The sequence below is a fragment of the Planctomycetaceae bacterium genome (assembly GCA_041398825.1).
In the GTDB taxonomy this organism is placed as follows: domain Bacteria; phylum Planctomycetota; class Planctomycetia; order Planctomycetales; family Planctomycetaceae; genus F1-80-MAGs062.
The window spans coordinates 327,190-352,661 of record JAWKTX010000006.1 but is presented as its reverse complement, the minus strand read 5'-3'; the positions used below and the strand labels follow the sequence as shown (position 1 = coordinate 352,661).

The 25,472-nt window shown below is 54.0% G+C and carries 24 protein-coding genes; 13 read left to right on the top strand and 11 right to left on the bottom strand.

What is annotated here, in order from left to right; translation table 11 throughout:
- Positions 1-70: 70 nt before the first annotated feature.
- The gene (locus R3C20_13385) at positions 71-1,390 is read right to left on the bottom strand and encodes a PQQ-binding-like beta-propeller repeat protein (GenBank protein MEZ6041493.1); all 1,320 of its coding nucleotides are present in this window, start codon (positions 1,388-1,390) and stop codon (positions 71-73) included.
- Between the two features lie 616 nt (positions 1,391-2,006).
- Between R3C20_13385 and R3C20_13380 the strand changes: the two genes are divergently transcribed.
- The 11 genes from R3C20_13380 (at position 2,007) to R3C20_13330 (ending at position 10,812) form a co-directional block, all read left to right on the top strand.
- Entirely contained in the window at positions 2,007-3,083 is a 1,077-nt protein-coding gene (locus R3C20_13380; GenBank protein MEZ6041492.1) for a c-type cytochrome, read from the top strand.
- Between the two features lie 56 nt (positions 3,084-3,139).
- A complete protein-coding gene (locus tag R3C20_13375) occupies positions 3,140-3,634 on the top strand; it encodes a hypothetical protein (protein MEZ6041491.1) in 495 nt (164 codons plus the stop codon).
- A 278-nt stretch (positions 3,635-3,912) separates the two neighbouring features.
- Positions 3,913-4,776 (top strand): cbb3-type cytochrome c oxidase subunit I, encoded by an 864-nt coding sequence (locus R3C20_13370; GenBank protein MEZ6041490.1) that lies wholly within the window; start codon positions 3,913-3,915, stop codon positions 4,774-4,776.
- Positions 4,665-5,312, top strand: a complete 648-nt coding sequence (locus tag R3C20_13365) for a cbb3-type cytochrome c oxidase subunit I (protein ID MEZ6041489.1) — start codon at positions 4,665-4,667, stop codon at positions 5,310-5,312. The genes R3C20_13370 and R3C20_13365 overlap by 112 nt, the downstream gene beginning before the upstream one ends.
- A gap of 91 nt (positions 5,313-5,403) precedes the next feature.
- Positions 5,404-6,105 (top strand): cbb3-type cytochrome c oxidase subunit II, encoded by a 702-nt coding sequence (locus R3C20_13360; GenBank protein ID MEZ6041488.1) that lies wholly within the window; start codon positions 5,404-5,406, stop codon positions 6,103-6,105.
- Positions 6,098-6,430, top strand: a complete 333-nt coding sequence (locus tag R3C20_13355) for a hypothetical protein (protein ID MEZ6041487.1) — start codon at positions 6,098-6,100, stop codon at positions 6,428-6,430. The genes R3C20_13360 and R3C20_13355 overlap by 8 nt, the downstream gene beginning before the upstream one ends.
- The gene (locus tag R3C20_13350; protein MEZ6041486.1) at positions 6,423-6,617 is read left to right on the top strand and encodes a hypothetical protein; all 195 of its coding nucleotides are present in this window, start codon (positions 6,423-6,425) and stop codon (positions 6,615-6,617) included. The genes R3C20_13355 and R3C20_13350 overlap by 8 nt, the downstream gene beginning before the upstream one ends.
- Positions 6,618-6,631: 14 nt before the next feature.
- Positions 6,632-8,917 (top strand): cation-translocating P-type ATPase, encoded by a 2,286-nt coding sequence (locus tag R3C20_13345; GenBank protein MEZ6041485.1) that lies wholly within the window; start codon positions 6,632-6,634, stop codon positions 8,915-8,917.
- Entirely contained in the window at positions 8,910-9,680 is a 771-nt protein-coding gene (locus R3C20_13340; GenBank protein ID MEZ6041484.1) for a sulfite exporter TauE/SafE family protein, read from the top strand. The genes R3C20_13345 and R3C20_13340 overlap by 8 nt, the downstream gene beginning before the upstream one ends.
- Positions 9,670-10,284, top strand: a complete 615-nt coding sequence (locus tag R3C20_13335; protein MEZ6041483.1) for a DUF4405 domain-containing protein — start codon at positions 9,670-9,672, stop codon at positions 10,282-10,284. Before R3C20_13340 ends, R3C20_13335 begins: the two co-directional genes overlap by 11 nt.
- Before the next feature lie 57 nt (positions 10,285-10,341).
- Positions 10,342-10,812, top strand: a complete 471-nt coding sequence (locus R3C20_13330) for a universal stress protein (protein MEZ6041482.1) — start codon at positions 10,342-10,344, stop codon at positions 10,810-10,812.
- A gap of 50 nt (positions 10,813-10,862) precedes the next feature.
- Here R3C20_13330 and R3C20_13325 read toward each other — a convergent pair whose 3' ends face one another.
- The 8 genes from R3C20_13325 to R3C20_13290 form a co-directional block, all read right to left on the bottom strand.
- Positions 10,863-12,143 (bottom strand): pyruvate carboxyltransferase, encoded by a 1,281-nt coding sequence (locus R3C20_13325; GenBank protein MEZ6041481.1) that lies wholly within the window; start codon positions 12,141-12,143, stop codon positions 10,863-10,865.
- A gap of 329 nt (positions 12,144-12,472) precedes the next feature.
- Complete coding sequence (locus R3C20_13320; protein ID MEZ6041480.1) at positions 12,473-13,879, bottom strand: ABC transporter permease; 1,407 nt, start codon at positions 13,877-13,879, stop codon at positions 12,473-12,475.
- Between the two features lie 69 nt (positions 13,880-13,948).
- Positions 13,949-14,842: an ABC transporter ATP-binding protein gene (locus R3C20_13315; protein ID MEZ6041479.1), complete on the bottom strand. Its 894-nt coding sequence runs from the start codon at positions 14,840-14,842 to the stop codon at positions 13,949-13,951.
- A 115-nt stretch (positions 14,843-14,957) separates the two neighbouring features.
- On the bottom strand, positions 14,958-16,472 hold the full coding sequence (locus tag R3C20_13310; protein ID MEZ6041478.1) for a hypothetical protein: 1,515 nt from the start codon (positions 16,470-16,472) through the stop codon (positions 14,958-14,960).
- A 271-nt stretch (positions 16,473-16,743) separates the two neighbouring features.
- The gene (locus tag R3C20_13305) at positions 16,744-18,009 is read right to left on the bottom strand and encodes a DegT/DnrJ/EryC1/StrS family aminotransferase (GenBank protein MEZ6041477.1); all 1,266 of its coding nucleotides are present in this window, start codon (positions 18,007-18,009) and stop codon (positions 16,744-16,746) included.
- Positions 18,010-18,162: 153 nt separating this feature from the next.
- Complete coding sequence (locus R3C20_13300; protein MEZ6041476.1) at positions 18,163-20,268, bottom strand: tetratricopeptide repeat protein; 2,106 nt, start codon at positions 20,266-20,268, stop codon at positions 18,163-18,165.
- A 291-nt stretch (positions 20,269-20,559) separates the two neighbouring features.
- The gene (locus tag R3C20_13295; protein ID MEZ6041475.1) at positions 20,560-21,141 is read right to left on the bottom strand and encodes an acyltransferase; all 582 of its coding nucleotides are present in this window, start codon (positions 21,139-21,141) and stop codon (positions 20,560-20,562) included.
- Positions 21,142-21,261: 120 nt separating this feature from the next.
- Positions 21,262-22,008: an SOS response-associated peptidase gene (locus R3C20_13290; protein ID MEZ6041474.1), complete on the bottom strand. Its 747-nt coding sequence runs from the start codon at positions 22,006-22,008 to the stop codon at positions 21,262-21,264.
- Between the two features lie 117 nt (positions 22,009-22,125).
- Here R3C20_13290 and hisN point away from each other — a divergent pair, with 117 nt between their 5' ends.
- On the top strand, positions 22,126-22,923 hold the full coding sequence (gene hisN / locus R3C20_13285) for a histidinol-phosphatase (GenBank protein ID MEZ6041473.1): 798 nt from the start codon (positions 22,126-22,128) through the stop codon (positions 22,921-22,923).
- A gap of 66 nt (positions 22,924-22,989) precedes the next feature.
- On the opposite strand, the gene R3C20_13280 is transcribed toward hisN, so the two are convergent.
- Both R3C20_13280 and R3C20_13275 read right to left on the bottom strand, forming a co-directional pair.
- A complete protein-coding gene (locus R3C20_13280) occupies positions 22,990-23,730 on the bottom strand; it encodes a hypothetical protein (GenBank protein MEZ6041472.1) in 741 nt (246 codons plus the stop codon).
- Between the two features lie 65 nt (positions 23,731-23,795).
- Positions 23,796-24,146, bottom strand: a complete 351-nt coding sequence (locus tag R3C20_13275) for a helix-turn-helix transcriptional regulator (protein MEZ6041471.1) — start codon at positions 24,144-24,146, stop codon at positions 23,796-23,798.
- 393 nt (positions 24,147-24,539) lie between these two features.
- Between R3C20_13275 and R3C20_13270 the strand changes: the two genes are divergently transcribed.
- Positions 24,540-25,418 (top strand): DUF6677 family protein, encoded by an 879-nt coding sequence (locus R3C20_13270; protein ID MEZ6041470.1) that lies wholly within the window; start codon positions 24,540-24,542, stop codon positions 25,416-25,418.
- The last annotated feature ends 54 nt before the right edge of the window (positions 25,419-25,472 follow it).

The window sequence follows — 25,472 nt, the reverse complement described above, 5'->3', positions numbered from 1 at the left end:
ACGAATTTGGTCGTATGGGGCCGCACCCAAGTCGTCGATGCGATTGAGACCACGTTTCTGAAGGTGGCGGCTATTCGGCGATGCAGTAGAGGTATTCCTGCCGCTTCCCATCAACAGTACTCGCGGCCCGCATATAGATGCGATTTCCGCAGAAGGTGGGAGTGGCGAACACGCTGTCACCCAGTTGGTTGCGACCGACTTCCTGATACTTTTCGCCCCACGCCCGATAGATAAACGTCTCTCCCTGTTCGTTGGTCGCATAGATAAGGTCGCCGACCAGCACGGGAGAGGCGCTAAAGGTTCCGGCAAGTCTGCCTTTCCACAATTCTTCCCCGGAATCGCTCTTCAGACAGATCGCTATGCCAGCATCCATCACGCCGAACAGGCGTTTCCTGCTGCAGATCATTGATGGTACGTAGACTCGGATTGGTTCATCCCAGGCCACTTTGCCGGAACCATCGGCGACAACCGCCGAGATATGGTTTCTGGGATAGCCGCCACTTGTGAAAATGTGTGTGCCGTCAGTAACGGTCGTTGTCACGCATTCGGTGGTGGCCCCATCGATCTCCCAAAGCACTTCACCAGTGGATGGATTCAGGCTCGTGACAAGGTCGCAGCCAGTCATTATCAGCTGATCGCGGCCATTGACATGAACAATCGTCGGAGACGGGTAATTGGGCTTCGACGGTCGATTCCGTTTCCAGACAATTTCTCCTGTCAAACGATTCAATGCGGCGATGACACCACCGCTCTCGCTCTTGTTGTCGGCTGATACGATCACAAGTTCCCCGTAAAGCAGGGGCGAGGAGCCATAGCCCTGATGAATCACATAATCTGTCAATCGAGTCTGCCACAACTTCCCGCCCTGCCTGTCCAGGGCAATGGCCCACGCCGCGTCGTCATTCAGAAAATTGATGAAGAATCGTTCTCCGTCACAAGCCACTGTCGAGGAAGCCAGAGATGCCTTTTCATTCATTTTCTTCGGCAGTTTTCCCTGAAAGACCACCGACTCCCAGACTTGCCTTCCGGTTGTGCGATCAAAGCAGAGTACGGATTCCACGTCTCTGTCTTTGTCAGCCGTAGCCAGCACAACTTGATCTCCAACCACAATCGGTGAACCATGGCCGCGACCAGGAACGGGGGCCACCCAGGCAATATTCTGCTTGTCACTCCAGGTGATCGGCGGTGTTTGCGCAGGTTCGGCAATCCCGTCATGCCCGGGTCCTCTCCACCATGGCCAGTCTCCCTGAGAGACTTTGATTTCAGGCCCGCTGGCTGGTTCTGCAGCCCTGCCTGGCAAAGCAAACAGGCAAATGCCGGTGAAGAAAGCGAAGATTGTCAAAGTGCGGCGGGTTTTCTGACGGGAATCAGGACGCAATACGATTGCCATTGCTGGGTTCCTCATGAAGCATTGGCCCAGTTGGCGGGCGGGACGTGTGGTGAGAATTTGTTTGGCGAGAAATATCCGGAACTGTCAGAAGATTAAGTACTTTTTCAAATCACACAATCATCCGGTGCGAAGGGCAGACACTAATTCCGCGGTCCGCCTTATGTGCGTGCGGCCATTCTGGCAGTGTCGTCCGGGCAAACCAGAGAGCCCGCACACAGACGACAATGCGGTCCAGGGCTGCACGCCTGTCGAACATTGCAGTGTGCGGTTGTGCGAATGAGCGCGCATGCGTCCCGATCCTGATCGTTGCGACTTTAGCCGGATGCGACATGTGCAGGGATTCCCCTGATCAATAAACGGTTCACGCGGCCGATTCCTCTCATGCATTTCTTCAGTAATTCTGGTGCGACTCAGCGAGACAAAAGTCTGTTGTGAAATTCGCCTGCCAATTGGTACGACGGATGCAAGGAGCTGACGACATCGATCGCTCACTTCAGGAAACAGTTGCAGTGTGCGTTTTGCAGGGGACGGCCATTTAGACTAACCTTGACCAATGAGCAGGTTGGGTCAGGCGTCCGCGAATCTTGTCCGAACATAACCAGACTGGACGGGTTGTATGTGTTTGAAGTCGATGGCACAGGTGTCGCTGTTAGTGGTGCCGTTACTGCTGAGTTCAAGTGGATGTGAACGTGCGGAACCTTTGGAATGGACGTCCAGCCTGAAGGTTCAGGAGCTGGATGTCGACCTCCAGGAGGAAATCCATGGAATTGTCGTCAGGAATGCCGGAACGGCTTCGAAGCCGCAATTGGTCAGCGAAGGTGAGCCGGATTTTGCGAGGCAGCTGACGCTCAAGCATGGCCAGAAGGTCTACATGCATCGCTGTGTGCAATGCCATGGGGTGAATGGGGACGGCGAAGGGCCTGTTGCCAGGTTTATGTATCCGCGGCCTCGTGATTACACCCGTGGTATCTTCAAATTCACTTCCACCCCGTATGGCTACAAGCCGCGGCACGAGGACTTGATGGCGACGCTTCGTCGCGGGGTCACGGGGACATCAATGCCTGCATTCAATCTTCTGCCAAAGGAGGATCTGGAGGCAGTGGTGGATTACGTGGTCGTGCTTTCTCAGCGTGGCGAGCTTGAGTATCAGTTGGCGATGGAGGCTGAAGCCGCAGAAGAGCTCGATCCGGATTACATCCCCGAATTTGCGGAAGATGTGACTCGCCGCTGGAATGACGCCAAATCCTCACTCACCCAGCCGCTGACTCCGGAGCCTGAATTGACGATGGAACGGGTAGAATTGGGGCGCCAGGCCTTTCTGAGCAAGGGCTGCAGCAAGTGTCATGGCGAAGACGGCCGCGGGCAAACCAAGGACAATATCGGCAACGATTCCTGGGGGCACCCCACTCGAGCTGCGGATCTGACTTCCGGCATGCTGCATGGAGGTCAGGAGCCGATCGACGTCTATCGCCGCATTCTGAACGGAATCAACGGAAGCCCGATGCCCGGTTTCAAGAGCGCGTTGCAAAGTGAACCCGACACCATCTGGAATCTTGTCAGCTTTGTGCTGCATACATCGGGGCAGCGGCGAGCAAAGGCAGATATTCCCGCGGGTCTGGTGAAGCCGTTTGTGACAGCGTCGTCAGAAGCTGATAACGCCGAAAGCGGATCGTCGGAAGGTGGGGCTGAATAGCCTTCACTGTTTGATTGTTGGATTCACTGCAATTACTTTCACTGAGATGACTTGATATGGCGGATCAGACATCCCTCGAAGAAAAGCGTCAAACCCTGGAATCGCTCAGGCAGCAGATGGCCTCACTGGAGGCAGAGCTTGGCGGAGCCAGTGTTGGCAGCGAATGGAATCCGGAACAGTTTTACACGGGTTTCTATGTAACCGTAGGTTTCCTGCTCGGTGGCGTGGCGGCCATGATGAGTCTGCTGTTTAACGTTATTGGGTCCACGATTGCGGGCAAGCATTCCCTGGAAATCATCAGAGTTTATCTGACGTTCCCGCTGGGTGAGCAGGCTCTGAAACTGCAGACCGCAGAGGGCAGTGCCTACGTGATCGATGATGGTGTGATTCTGGCGCTGGGGTGCTGTCTGTACATCGGAACCGGTATGGTGCTGGGCACGGTGTTCCATTGGGGCATCGCTCGATTCGCGTTGACCCGTAACGTAATTCCTCGACTGATCTGGGGGATACGCGTCTCGCTGTCGCAGTCTGGCTCGTCAACTACTACCTGATTCTTGCCTGGCTGCAGCCTGCCCTGTTCGGCGGCAACTGGATCACGGACAACAGCATTCTTCCGTGGTGGGTGGCGTTGTCGACACACCTTGTTTTTGGGTGGACCATGGCCCTGCTTGCTCCTTATGGTAAAGTTCATTCCTTACCAGCGGCCGACCGAACAGCACTAGCCTGGGCTGGAAACCGAGATTGCGGCATCAACGATTCGAAACCTGAGTTCTTCTTTCGGTCGTCAGGAACTGACGAGCACGAATTCACAGCACGCGAGCAATAAGACATGAGTGAAGCGACAATCGCATCTCCCGCTCAGACGCAAGTCAGGACGCACAGCGAACTGGTTGACGAAAAGCTAGTGCGGACCTATTTCATCACTGCGTTGATCTTCCTGACCACATCAATGCTGGCAGGTTTACTGATGGCGTTTCAGCTGATTCGCCATAATCCGCTTCAGGGGATCGAACTGTTTTCGCCCGGACGATGGCGGATGGTTCACACCAACGCCGTGGCCTACGGCTTCCTGGCGAATGGATTTCTTGGTTGCCTGCATTGGGTTGTGCCGCGACTGACCCTTCAGCCGGTTCTGGATAAGAGGCTTTCATGGTTGATCTACGCTGCCTGGCAAATTGTCGTCGGGGCCACGGCGGTTGGTATTTTGCTTGGCGAAGCTCAGGCACTGGAATGGGGCGAAACGCCGGTTTGGATCGACCCCGTTGCGCAGCTGGGTCTTCTGCTTGTAGCCATCAATTTCATGACGCCAATTGCTCGTATGAAAGGCCCTATCTACGTCACGCTCTGGTACTTCCTCGCCGCATTCGTCTGGACATTTCTGACGTACGCGATGGGCAACTTCATTCCGGAATACTTTGTCGGTGGAACAAGTGCGGGGGCGGTCGGCGGTCTGTTTATTCATGACCTGGTGGGATTGTTCGTAACTCCACTTGGTTGGGGCCTGGATGTATTACTTTGTGCCGATCCTTCTGAAGAAGCCCATCTGGAGTCACGGACTTTCGCCGGTTGGCTTCTGGGGGCCTGGCATTCTTCTATCCGCTTCAGGGGATCCACCACTTCCTCTACACCCCTATCCCGATGTTCCTGCAGTATGGTGCCGTGGTGTCAACGATTGCAGTTGAGCTTGTCGTGACAACTGTTGTCATTAACTTCATCGGCACACTCTGGGGCACTCCCAGTGCCGTAAAGACCAACATGCCGATTCGGTGGTTCTATACGGGGATGGTTTACTACTTCCTGACGTGTCTCCAGTGTTCATTTCAGGTAACACTGACATTTCAGAAGATTATCCACTTCAGTGACTGGGTGGTCGGTCACGCACATATGGTGATGTTCGGTGTGTTTTCGATGTGGATCATGGGCATCATGACCTATCTGTATCCCCGAATGCTGGGACGTCCGTGGGAAAGCCAGAAACTTCTGGCATGGCATTACTGGGCTTCCACACTGGGAGTCGGCCTGATGGCTGCTGACCTGATCCTGCTTGGGGTTTTTCAGGGCTGGTCATGGGCCGCCCTTGAACCGTGGGACTATTCGGTTGATTTTTCGTATCCGTTCTGGGTGATCCGGGTTTTCGCCGGTCTGGCTATGTTTGCCGGATTGATTGCGTTCCTGCAGAACATCTGGCTGACGACTCGAGCCGCGGCAGCTGCAAAAGCAGCCGCCTGAGAATTGGATACCGCGTAGATACTCCTGTTTCCACTCTGATCACGACATCAGTTGAATTGCGAAAGCAATCAGCCCATTTGGATCATCAGACATGTTTGAAAGCAAGTCAGGTATTCTGTACGTCGCAGGCCTGGGCTTTTTCGCGCTGGCATTTGTTTCCAACGCCCTGGTTCCCGCTTTGATGTACAAGAATCAAAAGGAACTCACCGTCGAAGAACTGGTGTCTCCGAACCTGCGATACCAGTTCGAAGACCTTGCACGTCGGTTCCCCGATTCCTTCAGGGAAGCTTTTGGAGAGATTCCGGAGGCGGAGGCAGAGGCAGAAAAGTTCTGGGACGAAAAGTGCGCCGAAGCACTTCGATACGGACACAAGATTTACGTTGGAGAAGGATGCTGGCACTGCCACAGTCAGTTCGTCCGACCTGTCTCAAATGAGGAAGAGCGGTTTGGGCCGGTCTCGCACTCGTGGGAATACCAGAACGAACTTCAGCGACCAGTTCTTTTCGGAACTCGTCGGGTCGGTCCGGACCTCAGCCGCGAAGGTGGACGCCGATCAAACGATTGGCATGCGGTGCACTTCTACCGTCCGCTGGACTTGTCGGAAGGCTCTCCGATGCCGGAGTACCCGTGGTTCTTCGACGGCGCTCCCGACAAGCCGAACAAGAAGGGCCTGGCGATGTTGACCTACATTCAGTGGCTTGGGTCGTGGCTGGATGAGTATCCCTACTATGAGGCCTATGTCGAAACCAAACTGGCCTCGCCTGATGCAGAAGGCGAAGATGAAAATGAATAACGAACAGGAATCGATGCCGCCGGGGACGATTAACAATCGCTCGATGGCCTGGACCGTGACAATTGGCTTCGGAATCCTGATTCTGATTCCGAGCATGCTGGGCTTCGTGATGAAGTTTGCCGAGCTGATGGAGCTGACGAAGAATCTTTCGAAGTCCGGCACAGAAGGTGGATTTGCCATAACCCCTGTCGTGAATTACCTACTGGCCAGTGCAGGCTTTTTCTTCCTGCTGCTGTGGGCAGCCGTCAATGGAATGTTTAAAGATCTGGAACAGCCAAAGCACTTTATGCTGCAGAATGAACGGGAGCTGGATTGCCATGACTGAAGTGTCTCAAGCCGCGGTTGCGGATCCGGATTCGCCGGAGGCAGAGCACGTATACCACCACTATCGTGGCAACGTGATTCCGTGGTACGTTCGAATGATTTGGGTTGGGTTCTGGATCGGATCGGTCTACTACATTATCAAGTACTTCTTCCCGGCAATGCAGGTTGAGCTTGTGCTGCCTCCATAAAGAAGCTGGCTACGATGCTCATGATTGAAGGCAACATTCACGGAACAAATTCCGGCGACCAACGGAACTGCCAGGAATCTGTTCAGGCCGAATGTGCCTGGTGTTCTTTGCCCGTTGCTGGCGTCGCACCTTCAGATCCGTCTTCCAATGAATCAATCTACTGCTGCTATGGATGCCGATTTGCCCACGCAGTGACCGAGGAAAAAGGGGATGAAGGGGCGATACGCTGGACGGTTGTCCGGCTGGGAATCGCTGTTTTCTTCACGATGAATTTGATGGCGTTCACGATGACCATGTGGTCACTGGACGTTTACGATGTGAAGGTTGACCCTTTCCAGCAGAAGCTTTTCGAAGTTTTTCGATGGCTGAGTATGCTGTTTGGTCTGCCCGTGTTGATGCTGCTTGGCTGGCCTCTTCTGCAGGGGGCCTTAGCCAGCTGGAAACAGAAGATTTATTCCACAGATCTTCTCGTCGCCACAGGGGTCGCTTCAGCCTTTGGTATTTCCGTATTCAATGTGCTGACCGGTCGTCCAAATGTGTATTTTGAAGTCGGCGCAATGGTTCTGGTCGCCGTGACACTTGGAAGATGGCTTGAAGCGACCGGGAAGCAGAAAGCAACTGAAGTTCTGGATCAGCTTTCAGCGATGTTGCCAGCCAAAGCACGGCTTTTGACTTCAGATCGAAGCAGGGAGTCCGGCCGGGAAGAGGAAGTCGATTCTGCGAGTCTTCAGGTCGGTCATCACATCCGAGTGGCCGCAGGGGACCGGTTTCCTGCCGATGGAAGGGTTGTTTCGGGACATACGACCGTTGATGAACAGATTTTTACAGGCGAAAGTCGACCCGTAGGACGAGAGCCTGGAGACTCCGTGCTCGCAGGCACTGTCAATCTTGAAGGCGACGTTATTGTTGAATGCAGTTGCGCATTTCGAGAGGGGTCATTCGGCCGCCTGCTGAAATTGATGCAGGAGGCCCGCGCGGCGCGGGGACCGTACCAGAAACTGGCGGATCGAGCGTCCATGTGGTTCTTTCCGGCCATCAGCCTTTTGTCCCTGGTCACGCTGATTCTGCATTGGAAAACAGACGTTGGTCAGGCTGTTCAGCACAGTCTGAGCGTTCTGCTCATTGCATGCCCCTGTGCTCTGGGGTTGGCTACTCCGCTAGCTGTATGGACCTCTTTAAGCACTGCAATCAGGAACCAGGTGTTGTTCAGGAGTGGCGAATCCATTGAGCGATTAGCGACCGCGGGCTCGGTATTTCTGGATAAGACGGGCACATTGACGACCGGGCAGCCCCGAGTTGTTCACGTCCTGAATCGTGAGACAATCAACCAGCCACTCTTCACAAATCCGGATCCTGCTGAAACAGATTTCATCTGTGCTCTCCTGTCAGCGCGTTCGATGCATCCATTTTCGAAAGCTGTCACACAGTATCTTGCATCTCATTCCATGACGCCGCGTTTCGCATTATCTGCGTGTGGTACCGCTGCAGAAAGTTCACAGGACGGAATCACCGACGTGATTCATTCTGTCCGCACATTCTCAGGCAGGGGCGTTGAGGCTCTTGATCAGCATGGTCACAGACTTCGGCTTGGTAGCCTGTCATTCGCAACATCGGGGACTGAAAGCCCGTTGTCAGCTCTGGCAAGCCGGAATGCTGACCAACTGGCGGCTTCCGTCGTGGCATTTTCAGTCGATGATGAGCTGTTGCGAGTGTTCCTGATCAATGAATCGATTCGTGAAGAAGCTGTCGAGGGGCTCTCCAGTCTGTACACGATGGGACTGCCTGTGACAGTCTTGACCGGAGATCGAAAAACGCGAGCGGATGCATTGGCGCAAGAACTGGCTGGTCACCTGGGGAAGAAGAATGCCGTCAGTATTCTTTCTGAATTACGACCGCAGGACAAAGTCGCCGCCATTCAGTCAGATCGCCAGTCCCAGGGTTCGACCGTGATGATCGGTGACGGAATCAATGATGCTCCTGCGCTGGCGGTTGCCGATGTTGGAATTGCCATGGGTTGCGGCGCTGATGTTTCGCGAGAATCGGCACAGGTCTGCTTGCTGAGTAACGACCTGCGTCGGATTGCATGGGCCATCCAGTTGGCTCGATTGACTCGCCGTATTATTCGGCAGAATCTTTTCTGGGCTTTTGGCTACAATGCGGTTGGCGTTGTACTGGCAGTATTCGGGCTGCTGAACCCGGCATTCGCTGCCGCGCTAATGATCATCAGCAGCTTGCTCGTCATTTCCAATTCCCTGCGACTGATGGCGTTCGACGGATCTGGGAGCATTCACCATGCCTAGTCCGATCACAATTGAAACCCTGACCCTGCCTCTGGTTTTTATCAGTGGAGTGCTGGGCTCTGCCCACTGCATTGGAATGTGCGGAGGCATCGCGGCCACGATGAGTCTGGGAGCCCGGTCAATGCATTCCGCGCTCTTACGTCAGATCCTGTGGAGCATTGGACGGACATTCACGTATGTGTTCCTTGGAATGATCGCATCGACTGTAGGCGTTCGTGTGATGAGAGCCGGTAGCCAAACCATTCTGCTGCAGGCGAGTTTTGCAATACTGGCTGGTGTGCTGCTGATCCTGCAGGGCATGCATTCTGCTGGTTGGCTCTCATTTGGGAAACTCTCCGGGAAGAATTCACCCTGTTTGACCACCACCTTGTTTGCTCAATTGCTGAAGGGCGGCTCAACGTGGGGTGTCATGCTGGCAGGAATCATGACCGGCTTTCTTCCCTGTGGTCTGGTCTATTCCTTTCTGGCGCTCGCAGCGAGCTCTGCCAGCCTCCCACTGGGGATCGGAATTATGCTGGCCTTCGGTCTGGGGACATTTCCCGTCATGATCCTGACCGGCACCGGGTTCTCTCTGGCAACACTTCAGCTGAGGCAAAAGCTAATGCGCGTCGCCGCCATTTGCGTGTTGATCACCGGTATAATGACAGTTGGCAGGGGCATTACTTTCGCCTCGGGGGCAGCGAATTCGCAGCCTGATGAATCCGCCGAAAAACTGTGTCCACTTTGCACTGCAGATAATTCGAGCAGAAACAATGATCGCTGAAGACCCTTACAAATCCGGCTTTTACGATGGAATCAGTCCGCAGCGGACGGCGAACAGCCTTGACGTAGCGACGGCGCCACTGAATCTCATGCAGTCGAATGGCCGGAATGCAACTTCAAAGCCGGAGCCCGATGCACTCCGGAAAGCATTCCCGGCCGGTGCTGCGACTGAGCATGATCACGAACACGATGACGGTCACAAAGACAATGGCCGCATACCGCGTGCTATCATCAATTTCTGGCTGGATGCGTGGCTGCTGGTGAACTTCGTTCTCCTGGGAGTTTCTGCGGTCATTGTCCAGTTCGTTTTCCCCCCCGGTATTGCTGCTCGAGGATGGCTGCTGTGGGGAATGTCGTACGGACAATGGTGTTCAACTCAGTTTGCGATGGTTGCTATGCTGGCAGTTGGCGTGCTTGTTCATATCATGCTCCACTGGACTTGGGTCTGCAGCGTTGTGGCGAAGAGATTACTTCGGAAAGCGGAAGTGCCTGACGACGGCATTCGGACAGTAATCGGTGTAGGATTGTTAATCGGCATCCTGGTGACATCAGCGTTGTGTATTGGCGTTGCCATGCTCACCATCCAGGAGCCACCAACTCTTTAGTAGCGAGCGGACAGCCAGTGTTCGTTCAGTCTTTGCTGGAAACAGGGAGCGTTTGAAATGATTCGACTCGAAAAGGTACTGGTCCCGACAGACTTTAGTGAATTCAGTCAACCCGCAGTGAATTACGGGTGTGCGATCGCAGCACGGTTTGGAGCTCAGTTGCATTTGCTTCATGTTGTGCCGGATCCGGCCATGCTGGTGCCGGAAGCGCATGCATTTTCCGTCGAAGCCATGCAGTCCCAGACTGCGAGTCTCATCGATGATGCGAAAGAACGGCTTCAGGGAATGCCATCCAATGGATGGGAAGATGGCAAGCCTGTTATTCGTGAAGTGCGGACAGGTATCGTGTTTATGGAAACAATCGACTACACGCGCGAGAACGATATTGACCTGGTCGTCATTGGGACGCACGGACGAACAGGACTCATGCATGTTCTGATGGGAAGCGTCGCCGAAAAAATCGTGCGAAAAGCCCCGTGCCCGGTGCTGACGGTTAAACCGGAAGGTCACCAGTTTGTGATGCCGTAAACTGGTCCAGTGCCGACGGCGAACGCCTGGTATCCCGAGTGAATTGCTGATCAGACCATCGTCGAAGCGGATGAATGGCTGTTGCTGCCCGGAACCACGCCGTTCGATTCGGCAAGTGATCGAAGCCGGTTATCGTCAACGACGGATCCCTTCGGCAACAGCTTGATCTGGTCCACAATTCTGGCCACCAGCGACTCGTCTGTCGGCAGGTTCAGTTCGCCCAGCCGGTGTGCCACCGCGCGGCGACCACTGTGTCGACCGAGTACAAGTTGAATCCCTTCTGCGCCCACGCGCTCCGGGCGATACGGCAAATAGGTATCCGGATTCTTGAGCAGGCCATCCTGATGAATTCCGGCTTCGGTGGCGAATATATTCGCTCCGCCAACCGGTTTCATTCGGGAGATGGCTACCCCGGTTAATTCAGCCACCATCTGGCAGAGTGGAGCGAGTCTGGAAGTATCAATGCGAAACCGACGTTTGTACTGATCCTGGTGCAGTGCCAGCGCCATGACAACCTCCTCCAGCGAAGCATTTCCCGCGCGTTCTCCAATGCCGTTTACCGTACACTGGACCACATTCGCTCCTTCTTCGATGCAGGCAAGCGTGTTGGCAACTGCGAGGCCAAGGTCGTTATGAAAATGAACGGCCAGCAGTGCTCGGTCAAGATTTGGGACATTTTCGTGAATCGCACGCATGAATCGGCGGGACTTCTCCGGCGTCAAAAGACCAACCGTGTCCGGAAATCCAATTGTCGATGCTCCGCATTCGATCGCAAGCCTATAGCATTCACAAAGAAAATCCGTTTCTGTGCGGCTCGCGTCTTCCGGGCTGAAAGCCACGATGCGAAACTTTGATGCCGCGTATGTTACCGTGTCTCCAATAATGTCCAGGACCTGCGACTTCGTCTTGTTGAGCTTGTGCTCCCGGTGCAATGGGCTTGTGCCACAAAACAAACTGACGCCGCGTTTATGCGGTGGATTGCCGTCCAATGCTCGATCCGCTGCATCGATATCGGATCGTAAGGTACGACACAGGGCGGTCAGAACGGGCTTTCGGATTACGCCAATCATCATGCGAATGGCTTCAACATCTGCTTCCGACGACGCCGGAAAGCCTGCATCCAGTGAATGAACACCCGCATCCTGCAGCGCTTTAGCGATCTGGAGCTTTTCATGGGGCTCCAGGGTTGCCCCGGGCATTTGTTCGCCATCACGGAGAGTTGTGTCACTGAATAGAATCGTGCCCGAACGTTTGTGATGCGAAATGATGGCATGCCGAATCGTACCGACAATCTGGCTCGACAGTTTCTTACCAAGTGAAGGTGTTGTCATAGCAAAGCGATCATTTTGACTGGCTGCAGCCAGGAAAACATGAAGAGTTCACGGCGAGAATTGATTCTGTAAACGCATTCACAACGGTCCATTTCCGATCTGCGGACGAAGATCCGGCCCTCGGAGTTCGGCAGGATAGTTCGCGGTGCCCCGAAAATCCAACAGAAGAACTCCGTCCCTGCCCGGATGATGCAACCCGCGTGAAGCGAGAGCATCACGAAGCGAACATCGGTGAAATCTAGTTCCGCCGGTGATGTCCCGGAGTTGAAGATGCCACGACTCTTCCTGTGACCGCGGAGGCGTTCAAACTGGCGGAGGATCTCAACAATTCATCTGCGGCTTCGTTGTGTAATCAGCACCGATCCAAGGAGTGTCGAAACAACCCCTGTGCCCATGAGGATACCACACGGGACCAGCATTTCAGTCAGGCTGAATCCGCGCCAGACGGCACCTTCGATGCTGATCACAGCCCATTTAACAGGATCCAGGTTGCTTAATGACTTCATAAAATCGGGCATAAACGCGACAGGGATCATACCTCCCCCAAACATGGCCATAATCACGCATGCTCCCCACGCAGCACCACTGACTGCCTGCTCAGTTCGGCCGAGCAAAGAGAGCAGCATCATAATTCCCACAAAACAAATGGCGGTTGAGATGGCTGCCATGACCAGGTGCAGCCAGTTGCCGGGCCTCATCCCGAGAAACGTACCGACAAGCATCATGAGCATCACTACACCGGATACGGCGATAAAACAGCCAACACCTTTGGCCGCCAGAATATGCCACTGGGGAAACGGGGCGACCTGCAGTCGAGTCAGCGTGCCGATAGACTGTTCCCGAACCATCAACGTCGCAAATCCCGCCACACAGCCAAGAATTCCCCATACAACAGACTGAGGAAAACTGATATCCCATCGCGAACGAATATTCTGCATCAGTGCTGCCTGACTGCCCGGTTCGACGTCTCGCGTTACATCGATGCGTTTGATATTCGCCAGCCGAAGCCCGGTGGAATTACCGCTTGTGGTTGTTGTCCCGTTCCCGACGACTGCAACATTCTCTGAGTTTGTGGTGATCCTGTCGGCATCCGTAGCTGCAACGCCTGGATCGTCGTCCGACGAGTTTACCTGATCATTGGCTTCCGCCAGCGACTTCAGAAATGCATCGACAGTCCCCAGAAATCCCGCGATGACAGTGCGGCTGGCAATCGGTATCGACTGGTCTTTCGAAACCTGCGTGCGGAAATCGGCAATCGCGGAACGCATTGATTGAGGGTCCTGAAAGCGAGCATTGATCAGCTCCCCCATAGACCGCATGATCATACCTTCCAGCATTGCCGATTCGGCAGTGCGGGAGGGATCGAGTCCCACTTCGATTTCAGATTGCTTCGCCCAAAGAATGCCGGCCGATTCGCCGAAGCGCTCGGGCAGAACGATCATTCCCACAAGCTTGCCGCGTCGAACAGCATCCATGGCCTCGTCGCGAGGCAACGTCTGGACATTCACTTGAGGATCACTCTGAAGCGATTTCAGAAATCGCAGCGACATTGGTGAACGATCCTGATCCACGACGGCCAGAGACACTTTGGTCGAGCCCTTCTGGCCGACTCTCCCCATAACGAACCCGAAAAAGACACCCATCAGAATCGGAAAGGCCACGATAAAGAACATTCCAACACGATCACGGCTGAGCAGTTTCAGATCTTTGATCGCCATCAACAGGATGCGTTTCATTCATTCCACCTTTGAAAGACTCGTTGCGAGGGGCCACAGAAATCGAAGAGGTGCAGAATGCGAAAACGTTCACTCGTCACGAAGTTGTCGGCCGGTCAGGTTCAGAAAGACACATTCGAGGTTGGGCTGGCGAATCTGAAGACTGGCAACTTCGACGCCTGATCTGGACAGGTTCAGGACTTCCTTCATGGGCTCAGAGCAGCCAAAGATCAGGCGTCCATCTTCACGAATTCTGCCGGGCAGAACAGATGGGTCAGGGGGCTCTGTCGCGAATTCAATTTCAACAACGGTTTCGCCCCCATGCTGATCAATAAGGTTTTTCAGGGTATCCAGAGCGAGAATATGGCCGTTGTCCATGATGGCGATTCGATCGCAGACTCGCTCTGCTTCTTCCAGATAATGGGTGGTCAGGATGACTGTGCGTCCCTGTTGTTTCAGATGAGCGATGCCGTCGTAAATATGATTGCGGGATTGCGGATCCACACCCACGGTTGGCTCATCCAGCATCACGATTTCCGGGTCATGAATCAATGCGCAGGCAATGTTCAGCCGTCGCTTCATACCGCCCGAAAATGTACCGACTCGATCGTTGCAACGATCCTGCAGTCCGCTGAAATCCAGCGACCATCGGATCCGGTCGTCCAGTCGTGCCCCCTGCAGTTCATACAGCTGACCGAAAAATCGGAGGTTTTCAACGGCAGTGAATTCATCGTAAAGGGACAATGTCTGGGGGGCGATCCCAATCTTTTGTCGACACTGTGCACTTGTTGGCTGGAGCCCGTCAATGGTCACATGTCCGCTGTCGGGAGACAAGAGCCCGGTCATCATACTGATTGTCGTGGTCTTCCCTGCGCCATTGGTTCCCAGAAGTCCGAAACATTCGCCGCGGGCTATCTGAAATGTGATGGAATCCACCGCCCGGTGCACTCCAAAGGTTCTGACCAGAGAAGATACGTGAATCATTGACCTGAAGCATCCTGATGACAGTTTCCGTTTTCCACAACTTCCGCAAACTCGTTTGTCTTTCGAGCCACGGTAAACCAATTTGACCATCAAACTGCCTGCCCTCGCATGCACATCAGATGCGCAGGAAGATGCGCTGCCGATAAAGCCAGAACAGGAACAGCCAGAAAAGCAGGAACACCCCGGTTGACTCGACGATCGGAGCATACCACTCCGGGTCCAGCGCTGTGGAGCCAAAGATGGCTTCGATAAGCCCGGTGAAGTGAACTCGAAGTATCTGGCTTGCGGTCCATCCCCGGATCAGCTGTCCCATCATGTAGATCAGAATGGAATTCATCCCAACCACCACCAGCGGAAATGCAATTCTTCGGAAAGGAAGCAGGTCAAACGCCAGATAAAACAGGGCCAGCATTCCGATAATAAACCCTCCGCTGAAAAACACCCAGGAAGGCGTCCAGATTCGCTTCACGATGGGGCACATCGTGTGATGCATCAGAAGCCCAACTCCATAACAAAGGGCGGCTGCACCCACGAGCATCCAAAGTTTTCGCCATGGGGGGACCGCACCCGACAACAACAATTGCCCGCACATGATGCCGATCAGCGTGGTGCCAATCGACGGCACGAAGTTCAATGTCGTGTAGCCACCACGATTTGGTCGATAGGGCTCAGGGTTCGAAAAAAGGAGTCTCCGCAAGAGTGCAGGTTTCTTCGGATTGGAGTCCTGAGCAAGTTTCTCACTGCCATCTTTGTCGGCCGTTGAGGCTGCTGCGGAATCATCCGTGGCGTTCGAGGTCTCCGCATCACTGTCGGCAGATCGCAGTTTCGGCAGCAGCCACGCGTCAAATTGATATGCCGTGTTGGAATTCTTGGACCATTGCGCGAAGCGATCTGTAAATACTTCGCCGTCTTCCTCATGGGCTTCCACAGCGCTGTAATCGAAATCTTTCGGCGGCGTATTGACATAAAACATCAGCCAGTTCACGCCGAGAATCATCAACAGAGAAATGACCTGAACGGAATACGATCGATTCAGTAACAGCCATGCGAAGAAATAGCCGAGTCCGATCTGGCACAGCACATTCGGGAATGCCCAATCAGTACGTTCATCACGGATGGAATTCAGAAATACCCCCATCAGAATGAGCACAACCGAACGCAAAATCGCGTGAAGCATTCGAGAGGAATCGGATTGTCCCATCATTGAGCGGCGTCCGTATGAAAAGGGCATAGAGACGCCAACCATGAACATGAAAGCGGGTTGAATTAAATCCCAGAATGCGACGCCATAACTGCCCTTCAAACTCACCCAGAGTGGATGTTCAAAATTTTCTGCAAGTCTCTGCCACCAGTCGTAGTCGTGGTGCTGCCAGACTGGAGACGAAGCGTCAATGCGCGAGAATGCCAGAATCCCAAAGCCGTTTGCAGCAAGCATTGTCATGATAAAACCGCGGTAGGCATCCAGTGACACAAGGCGCGATGGCTTTCCGGATTGCGTTGTCTGCATTTGTGTCGCTGGTGTTGTATCAGACGTACCGTGACGGGTATTCTGGCCTGTGGGTACGGACGAAACATTCATCCGACCACGCCAGTCCTTTGGAAGCAGGGAATCAGGTTTCTTCTCTGTCATTTCAACGATCCCGAAAAATTGCGACCACTGCAATGCTCATGAGAACAGGCGGTCTGTGTGGACGTCGATGCGTCTGAAATGGCCAAAACACTCGTCCAGCCTCAGGATAGCCCTCGCGCCGTTTCGCCACCACCATCGAATCGCTCTGATATGCGAAATACAAAGACATCCGCTGGCTGACGACTTCGGTGGTACCTGCTCGCAGCAACACGGCATGCGCGGTGCAGTTGCGGCTGGATGACTCAACCGGAGACAGGCGAGATCTTGGGTCTCATGCCGCTTCGCGCAACAGGGGCGCAGAAATCAATGGATCGTGCGGGTGCGACGCGAGTTGGCCGCCCCTCCGTTCAATTTCGCGGGAAACCTCACGGCGTTGACGATGGAGCCGTTGCAGAAGGTGACACACCGCCTGAATCTGCTCATTGCCCAAAGCACTTCCTGTTGGCAGTTGCATGATGTTTGCCGCAAGTTGTTCCGTAATCGGCAATGGAACAGGAGTATGAAGTGCAGACCTGCAGTACGGCTCAGCCCGATGGCATCCCGGCGAGAAGTATGCTCTGGCAAAGATGCCTTCAGCCCGGAGAAATCTGATGACCTGATCGCGACTCAACCCAAATGCATGCTCGTCGATCATCAATACAACGTATTGGCCATTCGTGAAATCATTCGCGTTCCGGTCGATCAGCCGGACACCGGAGACTCCGGATAAGTGTCGTCGATACGACTGCTGATTCCGGCGATTGATCGATTGAAGCAGATCAATCAAATCCAGCGACTTGAGCCCAACTGCGGCACAGAGTTCATTCATTTTTGCATTTGTTCCGACATCACTGACTTCAGACATGCAGGAGAACCCAAAACTGCGCAGCATTCGGCAACGTTCCGCCAATTCATCGTTATTCGTAACGATGGCTCCTCCTTCGACAGCGTGAACAAACTTGGTCGCATGAAAACTGAACACTTCAGCCTGACCAAAAGTTCCGATTGGACGTTGGTTCCGACGGCAGTTGAACGCATGGCTTGCATCAAAAAACAACTTAAGGTTGTGCCGCTCGGCAAGTTCTGACAAAGACTCGACGTCACACGAGTTCCCCCAGAGATGCACCGGCAGCAATGCAGACGTACGGGCAGAAATACACTGTGCTGCAGAGACCGGGCAGAGCGTATGGGAGACCGGATCGACATCGGCAAAAACAGGCGTCAGTCCTACCCACTGCATTGCGTGCGCCGTTGCAATGAAGGTGAACGAAGGCAGAATGACTTCGCCGGTCAGATCCATCGCTCTGGCGACGATCTGCAGCGCCACAGTGGCATTGCACGTCGCCACACAATTCCGCGAATTCGTCATCGCGGCGACGACAGTTTCAAATTCCCGCACGCGTGGACCGTTGTTTGTCAGTGTGCCGGACATCAGCACTGACCGCAGTTCGGTCACAAGCGATTCCGTATCGATCACGTTCGGGGCACCAACGTGTAACGGTCTTTCGAAGATCGGTCTTCCACCGAAGGCCGCAAAATGACGGACTGCAGACTTCATTCACGCAGCCTTCAGTGCTTGAGACGGAATGTTTTTCATCGCCGTTTTGCCTTGCTCCCAATTCAAACAAAAAGCGATCTGGCAGAAGCGAACCATCAAAAGTCAATCATGGGCTGGCAGTCTGGATTCTCGGCGTCCTGAAAGAGAGTCTCATCAGACCAAAGGAGCTGACTCACGTTCAACGATTTCAAGTTCGTTTGGCATTCCACAGTGACGCTTCCACATTCTTCGATAGGCTGTTTCTACGTCGACTGCGAACTGTGAGCCGTTGCAGGCGGATCGAGCCATCGTTTGTCGGAGCGTCCGCCGAATGCTGGCCAATCGATTGATATCTCCGGCGAGACGCGACGTGATTTCGACATACGATTCTGCGTCCGAAGCAATCATGTCGTCGCAACCGCTGAAATGTAATAAGGACGCTGCGTCCGACGTCAGTTTCTCCGGCCATCGGATCGTTGGGACAGGCACACCCATCCACATGGCTTCGAATGCCGTCGTTGACGCGCCCCAGGGAAAGACGTCCAGCAATATATCTATCTTCGAATACACATTCAGGTGTTCACGACCAACATGCCACTCCAATGTGACTCGATCCATGGGAATGCCTGCATCAGTCAGAGCCCGAACGAGTCGGTTGCGTATCTGTTCGTTGGCCAGTGCGTCGCGAATGATGAGAAGTCGGGCACTGGGCACTAAATGCATGATGGCAGACCACAGCTGTAAACTGTCGGACGAGATTTTCTCAATCCGGTGGGTGGCCCCAAGAGTAGTGAAGCCATTGGACAAAACGGGGGGATCCGAAACCTTCGGTGAGTCTGCGGGCAACTCAATACACGCGGCTCCGTTTGGTAACGCAACCAGAGTTTCGGAAAAATAGTTTGCCGAAGAACCGTTGTCCCGAATTCTATCTGTAATCCGGTAATCCATGGTCTGCAAACCAGTGGTCTGCGGATATCCCATCAACGAAACCTGAAGTGGAGCAGGACGAATCGCGAAAACGCGAAGGCGATTACCGTTTGTATGGCCTGAAAGATCAACAAGGATATCAATCGAGTCGTCCTGGATTTTCCTTGCCAGCTCATCACGTGTCATCGAACAGCATCGACGCCAGTGCTGGGACAGGTTTCGCAATTCGCTCGTCACGTGGTCTTCGCCCCGTGATGTCGAATACAGGAAGATCTCAAACTGGTCTCGTCGATGGTGACGAAGAAGCGGGAGGAAAAAACGCATTGCGGCATGCTGTCGGAAGTCACCCGAAACGTAGCCAATTCGCAGAACCCTCTCAGAGTCGGTACCAGGAGCGTGCTGAATTGGTTCAATGACACCGGCAATTTGCTGTCCCCAGTCGAGATGCATTGCAGCAATCTGCTCGCGATTCAGGGAGGGATTCAGGGTTGCACAGTACAGGAAATTGCTGTCGTAGCCGCGATCCTGCATGTCGAGATTGGCGGCGAGTCGAAACGAGTCCATCGCTTCTGACCAGTATCCAAGCGCCAGGAGCGAACGTCCAAGCCCATTGAGCGCGAGCGATGATTGTGGATCCTGCGCAATGAGCCGCTGAAACTGGTGCATTGCCTGATCCGGCCGACCGGCCTCCAGCAGAACATTGCCTCGCGTGCTGAGAACGTTGATCAGTGAAGAGTCCAGTTGGCACAAACACTCCAGTGATGCCAGCGCTTCATCATGCTGTTTCAGCTGGCTCTGTACCGAACACAGGTGCGCATAGACCTGAGCGTTTCTGCCGTCAATCGACCGCGCCTTCGTCAGTACGTCAAGTGCATCAGAAAACCGTCCGGCGGACATCAGCATTTCTGCATGCTGGATAAGACCGGCGACATCGTTCGGATTTCTTGCTGAATGTCCAGACGACGCGTGCAGAGCCGCCTCCAGTTCTCCCTGCAGCTTTAAGGCGGAGGCAAGCAAACGAGATGCTTCGCAGTGGAATGGATCGGTGTCGAGCAATTCGCGGCACAGCTGTTCGCTTTCCTCACCGCGGCCCATTTGAATGAGCACGTTTGCCAATTGGGTGCGGGCAACTTCATCACCCGGAGCCAGTACAAGAGCCTGACGGAAATGGGACTCCGCTTCTTCAAGCTGTCGTTTCTGGACATAGCAAATCCCGAGCAGCAACCAGGCTTGCACAAGAGAGCGATCTTTCCGAAGAACTTCGCCGTAGATCGCCATGGCACCGGGAAGATCCCCTGCCACGTGGCGAGCTTGACCAGACTTCAATTTGTTCAGCAAACTTCGTGTCGTCATGGCAAACCTCGATGTATGACCGCGGCCAACGAATGCCTGAGTTGCATCCTTAAGAAAGACGAACTCTGTCGACCACTATCGAAGAAATCGACGAGATCGACCGGCGAGTCTTTTCCTTTTCAATCGATTAGGGGAAACCACCCATTCGAATCGATCTTAACAGTTAAGGAAGTGGGCAATCTTCCCCACTGGTGTTCGGGACGCCGGTGCTTTGGCGATCGATAGTCGTGAAAAGCGACCGCTTCGACGTTGATCCGAGCGGCCTTCGTGCGGCCAACACCACAGCGGAACCTACGGCAATTGCCCCTCAAGTTGCAGCAAACGAGTGGAGCGGTTTCTCAGGCGACGCACGGGCGAACCAAAGTAGATCCCCCAGGGCTTGAGGTTCTTCGTGACAAGCGACTGTGCTCCCACTGCGCAGCCTTCTGGTATAACCAGATCCGGCAGAATGACAGTTCCGGCTCCAACAATGACATGTTTCCCCAGGAAAACGGAGCCGCGTTTTCCACCACGCAGGATCTCCGGAACCGTCGGATTGGTCAGGTAGTCGCCGGTATAGTCATCGCTGCGACTGTAAATTTTCACGCCCTGTGACAACCCGGCAAAATCTGAGATTGTGATGCCCTCGGCAGCTGCCAGGAAACACCAACCACCGATGTGCACATTAGAGCCGATCATAAGAACGCCTGGCCCATTCGCGATGATTCCGCAGTATCCGTCAATTCGGACATTGTTACCAACAGAGATATTGTTCAGTCCTACGATCGTATTGTTTTTTGCAATGCGCACGTTGCTTCCTACCGATCTGAACCCGGCACTTTTCAACTCACTTTCTGTGTAGTAACCGGGGTTGAACAACGAGTCGGACGTCATGCAGACACCTCAATTAAGAATTGAAATCTGTTGCGCGCATTTGAATTTGAATTCTTACGTACACAGGACCATTACCGGGACGTTGATCGCGCGCGACACTTTCCCTCGCCAGTCAACTTTTCAGGCATCGAAATCGACTTCATTACCAACCTTGTTGATCGCAGTGGACACTGCACGCCGGGACATCGACCCGTTTGGCAAAGGTTGCAGCAAATCAAGCCGCTGTTGATTGCTGCTGTCTTCATTCAGCCAGCATTCATATTGATGCGGTTGCAGGATGACAGGCATTCGGTCATGCAATGGACGAACGTCGTCATTCGCCTGAGTCGTAAGAATCGTGCATGAAATGAGCATCGAATCCGTCTCTCCGTTGGGATTATTTCCTCCCGTGGACGACATACCATGAGACGACGGAACAGGCGGAGAGCCTGACAGGGTTCCATTCTGATCTGTCGGAATCCGCCAGCATTCCCACAAACCCGCCATCGCAAAAGGCAATTCGTCATTCATATGGATAAGCCAGGGTTGTTTTTGGCGCGGGGCTACTGTTTCCCATTCGAAAAAGCCATCGGCCGGAATGAGACAGCGGCGTTTTTTCCACGCTTGTCTGAAAGCCGGTTTTTCAGACACCGTTTCCGATCGGGCATTGATCATGCGTGCTCCGATGGAAACATCTTTTGCCCAGAATGGAATCAGTCCCCAGCGTGCCAAGAGTGCCTGTCGCTTATTTTCCGGATCGATCCGAATGACAAGCACGCGCTGCGTCGGAGCGATATTGTAACGCGGGGTCAGATCAGGGAACTGAGGGGTGTGAAACAATTCGATCAATTTCGGGGCAGGCGTCTTCAGGGTGTAACGACCGCACATGATGTGATCCTAATCTGCCAACAATCTAATCTGCCGACAATGGCTTGTTGTTTTTCTCTGACTTCACACAATGCGGAGAATCTAACATCCGCAGGACACTTCAATAAGTGATTATTCATGTCGCCGTATCAAGACCGACTCGACTTCGCCCTGAACATGGCCAGCGCAGCATCTGAAATCATCCTGAAATACTATCAGACGGGTAACCTGAACGTTCAAGCCAAGGCAGATGATTCTCCGGTAACTGTTGCGGACAAAGGTGCGGAGCAGTGCATGCGAGAAATGCTCCTCTCACAGTTTCCTGACGACGGAGTCCTCGGCGAAGAGTTCGATGACAAACCATCGAACAACGGATTTCGCTGGATCCTCGATCCTATTGATGGAACCAAGCCGTTCATTCACGGTGTACCACTGTTCGGGACGCTCATCGGTGTGGAACTGAACGGGAGAATGGTGGCTGGTGTTTGTGCGTTTCCAGCGCTGGATGAAGTCGTTTATGCCGCGGAAGGAAGCGGCACCTGGTGGCGTATCGGCAGCAACCCTCCGGTCCGTACCCGGGTCACGACTGAAGATCGACTGGACCAGTCGCGTGTGATGTTCACTGAGCCGTCGTCGTGGGATCCAGTTGGCCGATTTGACATTCTTTCGAAGATCATACGAGGCGTGCGAGTTGCTCGGGGATGGGGTGACTGCTATGGACACGCGATGGTCGCAACCGGGAGAGCCGAGATGGCAATCGACCCGATCATGTCGGCCTGGGATATCGCTGCTCTCATACCAATTTTACGCGAGGCTGGTGGTGCATGCGTCGACTGGAGAGGCAATGAAGACATCTTCGGCGGCGATGGTGTTTCGGTGAACGCAGCTCTGAAGGATGACATCATCCCACTTCTTCGCGAAGTCCCCCGACTGTGAGGACATCGCTGCGGCGAAATGACGACACCCCCTTGCGATCGATTCTGACTGGTCAAGCCGGCTCGTTCAGAACAAGTGTTTTTGCCCAAGGAATTCATCGCGGCCGGCATACAATTGTTTGGAACCTTCCGGCAGATAGATGATGTCGAGGCGTCGGAGCCGATTGATCAGATTTGAGATATTCACCTGCGCAGCGGTTGCGAGATCGTAAAGATCCTGCCACGAGGTGACGTCAATGGATTTGACCGCGCTGCGAATCAGCCAATCCGGCATCAGTAGCGAAGATTGGTAACGATCGACAGCACTGCGAACCTCGGGAGGATCCTGGCCAGCAGTCAGTTGGCGATAGATCTCAAAATAGCGATGGTCTGTCTCCGCCCGATTGAGAACTTCAACCAGCATCCTGGTGTTCGCAGCATGACGTCGAACGACCGCCCGCTGAATTTCAAACCCAGGCAGCCTTGGATGATGCAGACTGGTCCGATCAATGTCGATATCCCAGTGTCCGGCTTCATGTCCGATCGTGCTGCGTTCAAGCCCCGGTTTACTTTCAAACAGACTGAGGTGCCTTGTATTCAGGACAATCCGCTTTTCTTCAGGGATCAGTCCTGCAAGGATCTGCTCACCGGGCCCCTCCTCAATCTCGACCCAGTCAAGATGTAGGCCAAGAACTCGTTCGACGATCTTCTCGATGGGGACCGGGAAAGTTACAGGCGTTCCGGAAAGCTGTTCGTACTGCCGAATTCGCATGGCGGTGACGGCATCGATTGTCCGTGTCCGCATGTTCGTAAGATCATGTCGTCTCATCGCAAATCAGCCTCCAACGCTCGGTGGACTTCATGCTTACGTTAGGAACAACGACACGAAAACAGTCAGCAATCCTGGGGCGTCGTCTGTCGATCTTCGACAGACTTCAATAGTTCTTCCAGGTCGTCGTCCGACAGGTTCAGCAACTTCCGAAAGACATTTGGCTGGCTGAGAATCCTCTCGCGATAGCCGTTTGGAATGCGGCGAGCAAGCAGCAGTAGTTCATCGGGATCAGCGTTCAGCGCGTTCGCGATGCGAAGAATCGTTTCTTCTCGCGGTGTCTGATCGTCATCCAGTCGATCGTTTTCGACCCGGCTCAGGTAGGTAAAATTGATCCCCACCAAGTCAGCAAGCTCACGTTGAGTGAGATTGCGATCCTTACGGATCTGTCGAATCCGCTCGCCAATTGTTGGCATCTGTTCGGCTCCCTCGTACGGACAGAAGTGCCATCACGCTTCGTTTGTTCACGTCCGGCGTAGAAGCACTCGTTGCTCGATTCACTGCCGCGAAGGATATTCAGTTGTTTCCGACTGTCAACCTGCACCGCCTGGTTCAGAGACGTGAGTTCTCGTGCTGAACCCAGGAAGCCTGCGAAACGTGGACAAATGCGGTCGTAAAGAATTCTGCCAATTTTGGCATCAAAGCTGAAGCTTTGATAAAGCATCTGTGTTAGTTGTCGAATCTCTCTTTCCTGATGCAACCTCTAAACAGACCTGACAGGTTTTCAGATTCCTGCTAACATCGTCGGCCAGTCAAAGCACTCAGTCACGAAGCCCCCGTCACAGAGAAACCGGGACGAAAGTCGATCTATGCGAGATCCTCGAATCTCTTTCAAATCTCCTCTGGCTGCAGGCGTCCTTGCGCTGGCGATGCCCGGCGCTGGCCACTGGTACCAGGGTCGCCGGTTTAAGGCCACGTTGTTCTCCAGTTGCATTCTTCTCTTGTATTTCTGGGGACTTTTGATCGGTAATCTTCAACCCGTGTACAGTCAGATTGCCCATCCCAAAGGTCGCGGCACCTCGATTCAGCTGGAAAAGGGGCCGCCGGCAGCAAAAATGACCTTCGCCTACGGCGCGCAGGCACTTGTTGGGATTCCGGCACTACCGGCCTTCCTCCAGCAGCTACGATTCAAGTCAGACGCTGGAGTTGTGGAATTTCTGACCTCATCCATTCAAAGTGACTTTGTAGGCGTTGTACGTGAACGAGGCGATGGGTTGAGCTCGGTTGCCCGCACGGTCAGAGGTCAGGTTCTTATTGAGCCAGCGAATCCCGACGGAAGTCGAGTCGTGACGGGAACCCTGAAAGGCCAGTTCGACGACGGCACTGATGTTGAACTGCCGCTGGGAGGAGAGATTCGACTTGGTCGGGAAGTGTACGGGTCACCGAATCGTGAACTGATTTGCTCCGTCATGGATCCTGCCGGATCGGGTGCGGCTGTCGGATCGCTTGAGGGGAGCATCCATCGCAGCATGGTGAACTGGTTTCAGGCACCTCGGGACAGTAATGAACTGGACCGACTGCATGGGAAGCTGGGCCGTCGTTTTGATATCGCCACAGTATTCACCTGGATCGCAGGACTATTGAATCTGCTGGTCATCTGGGATGCGATTGAAGGTCCAGCCTACGGGTATGGCGACGAGAAAACTGAAGAAGGCGAAGCTGGCAAGGCTCCTGCACCACCAGAATGAAACTCAGCTCCACCGAACACGCCCGAGAATCGACGTGGAAGGACTGTCACGGCG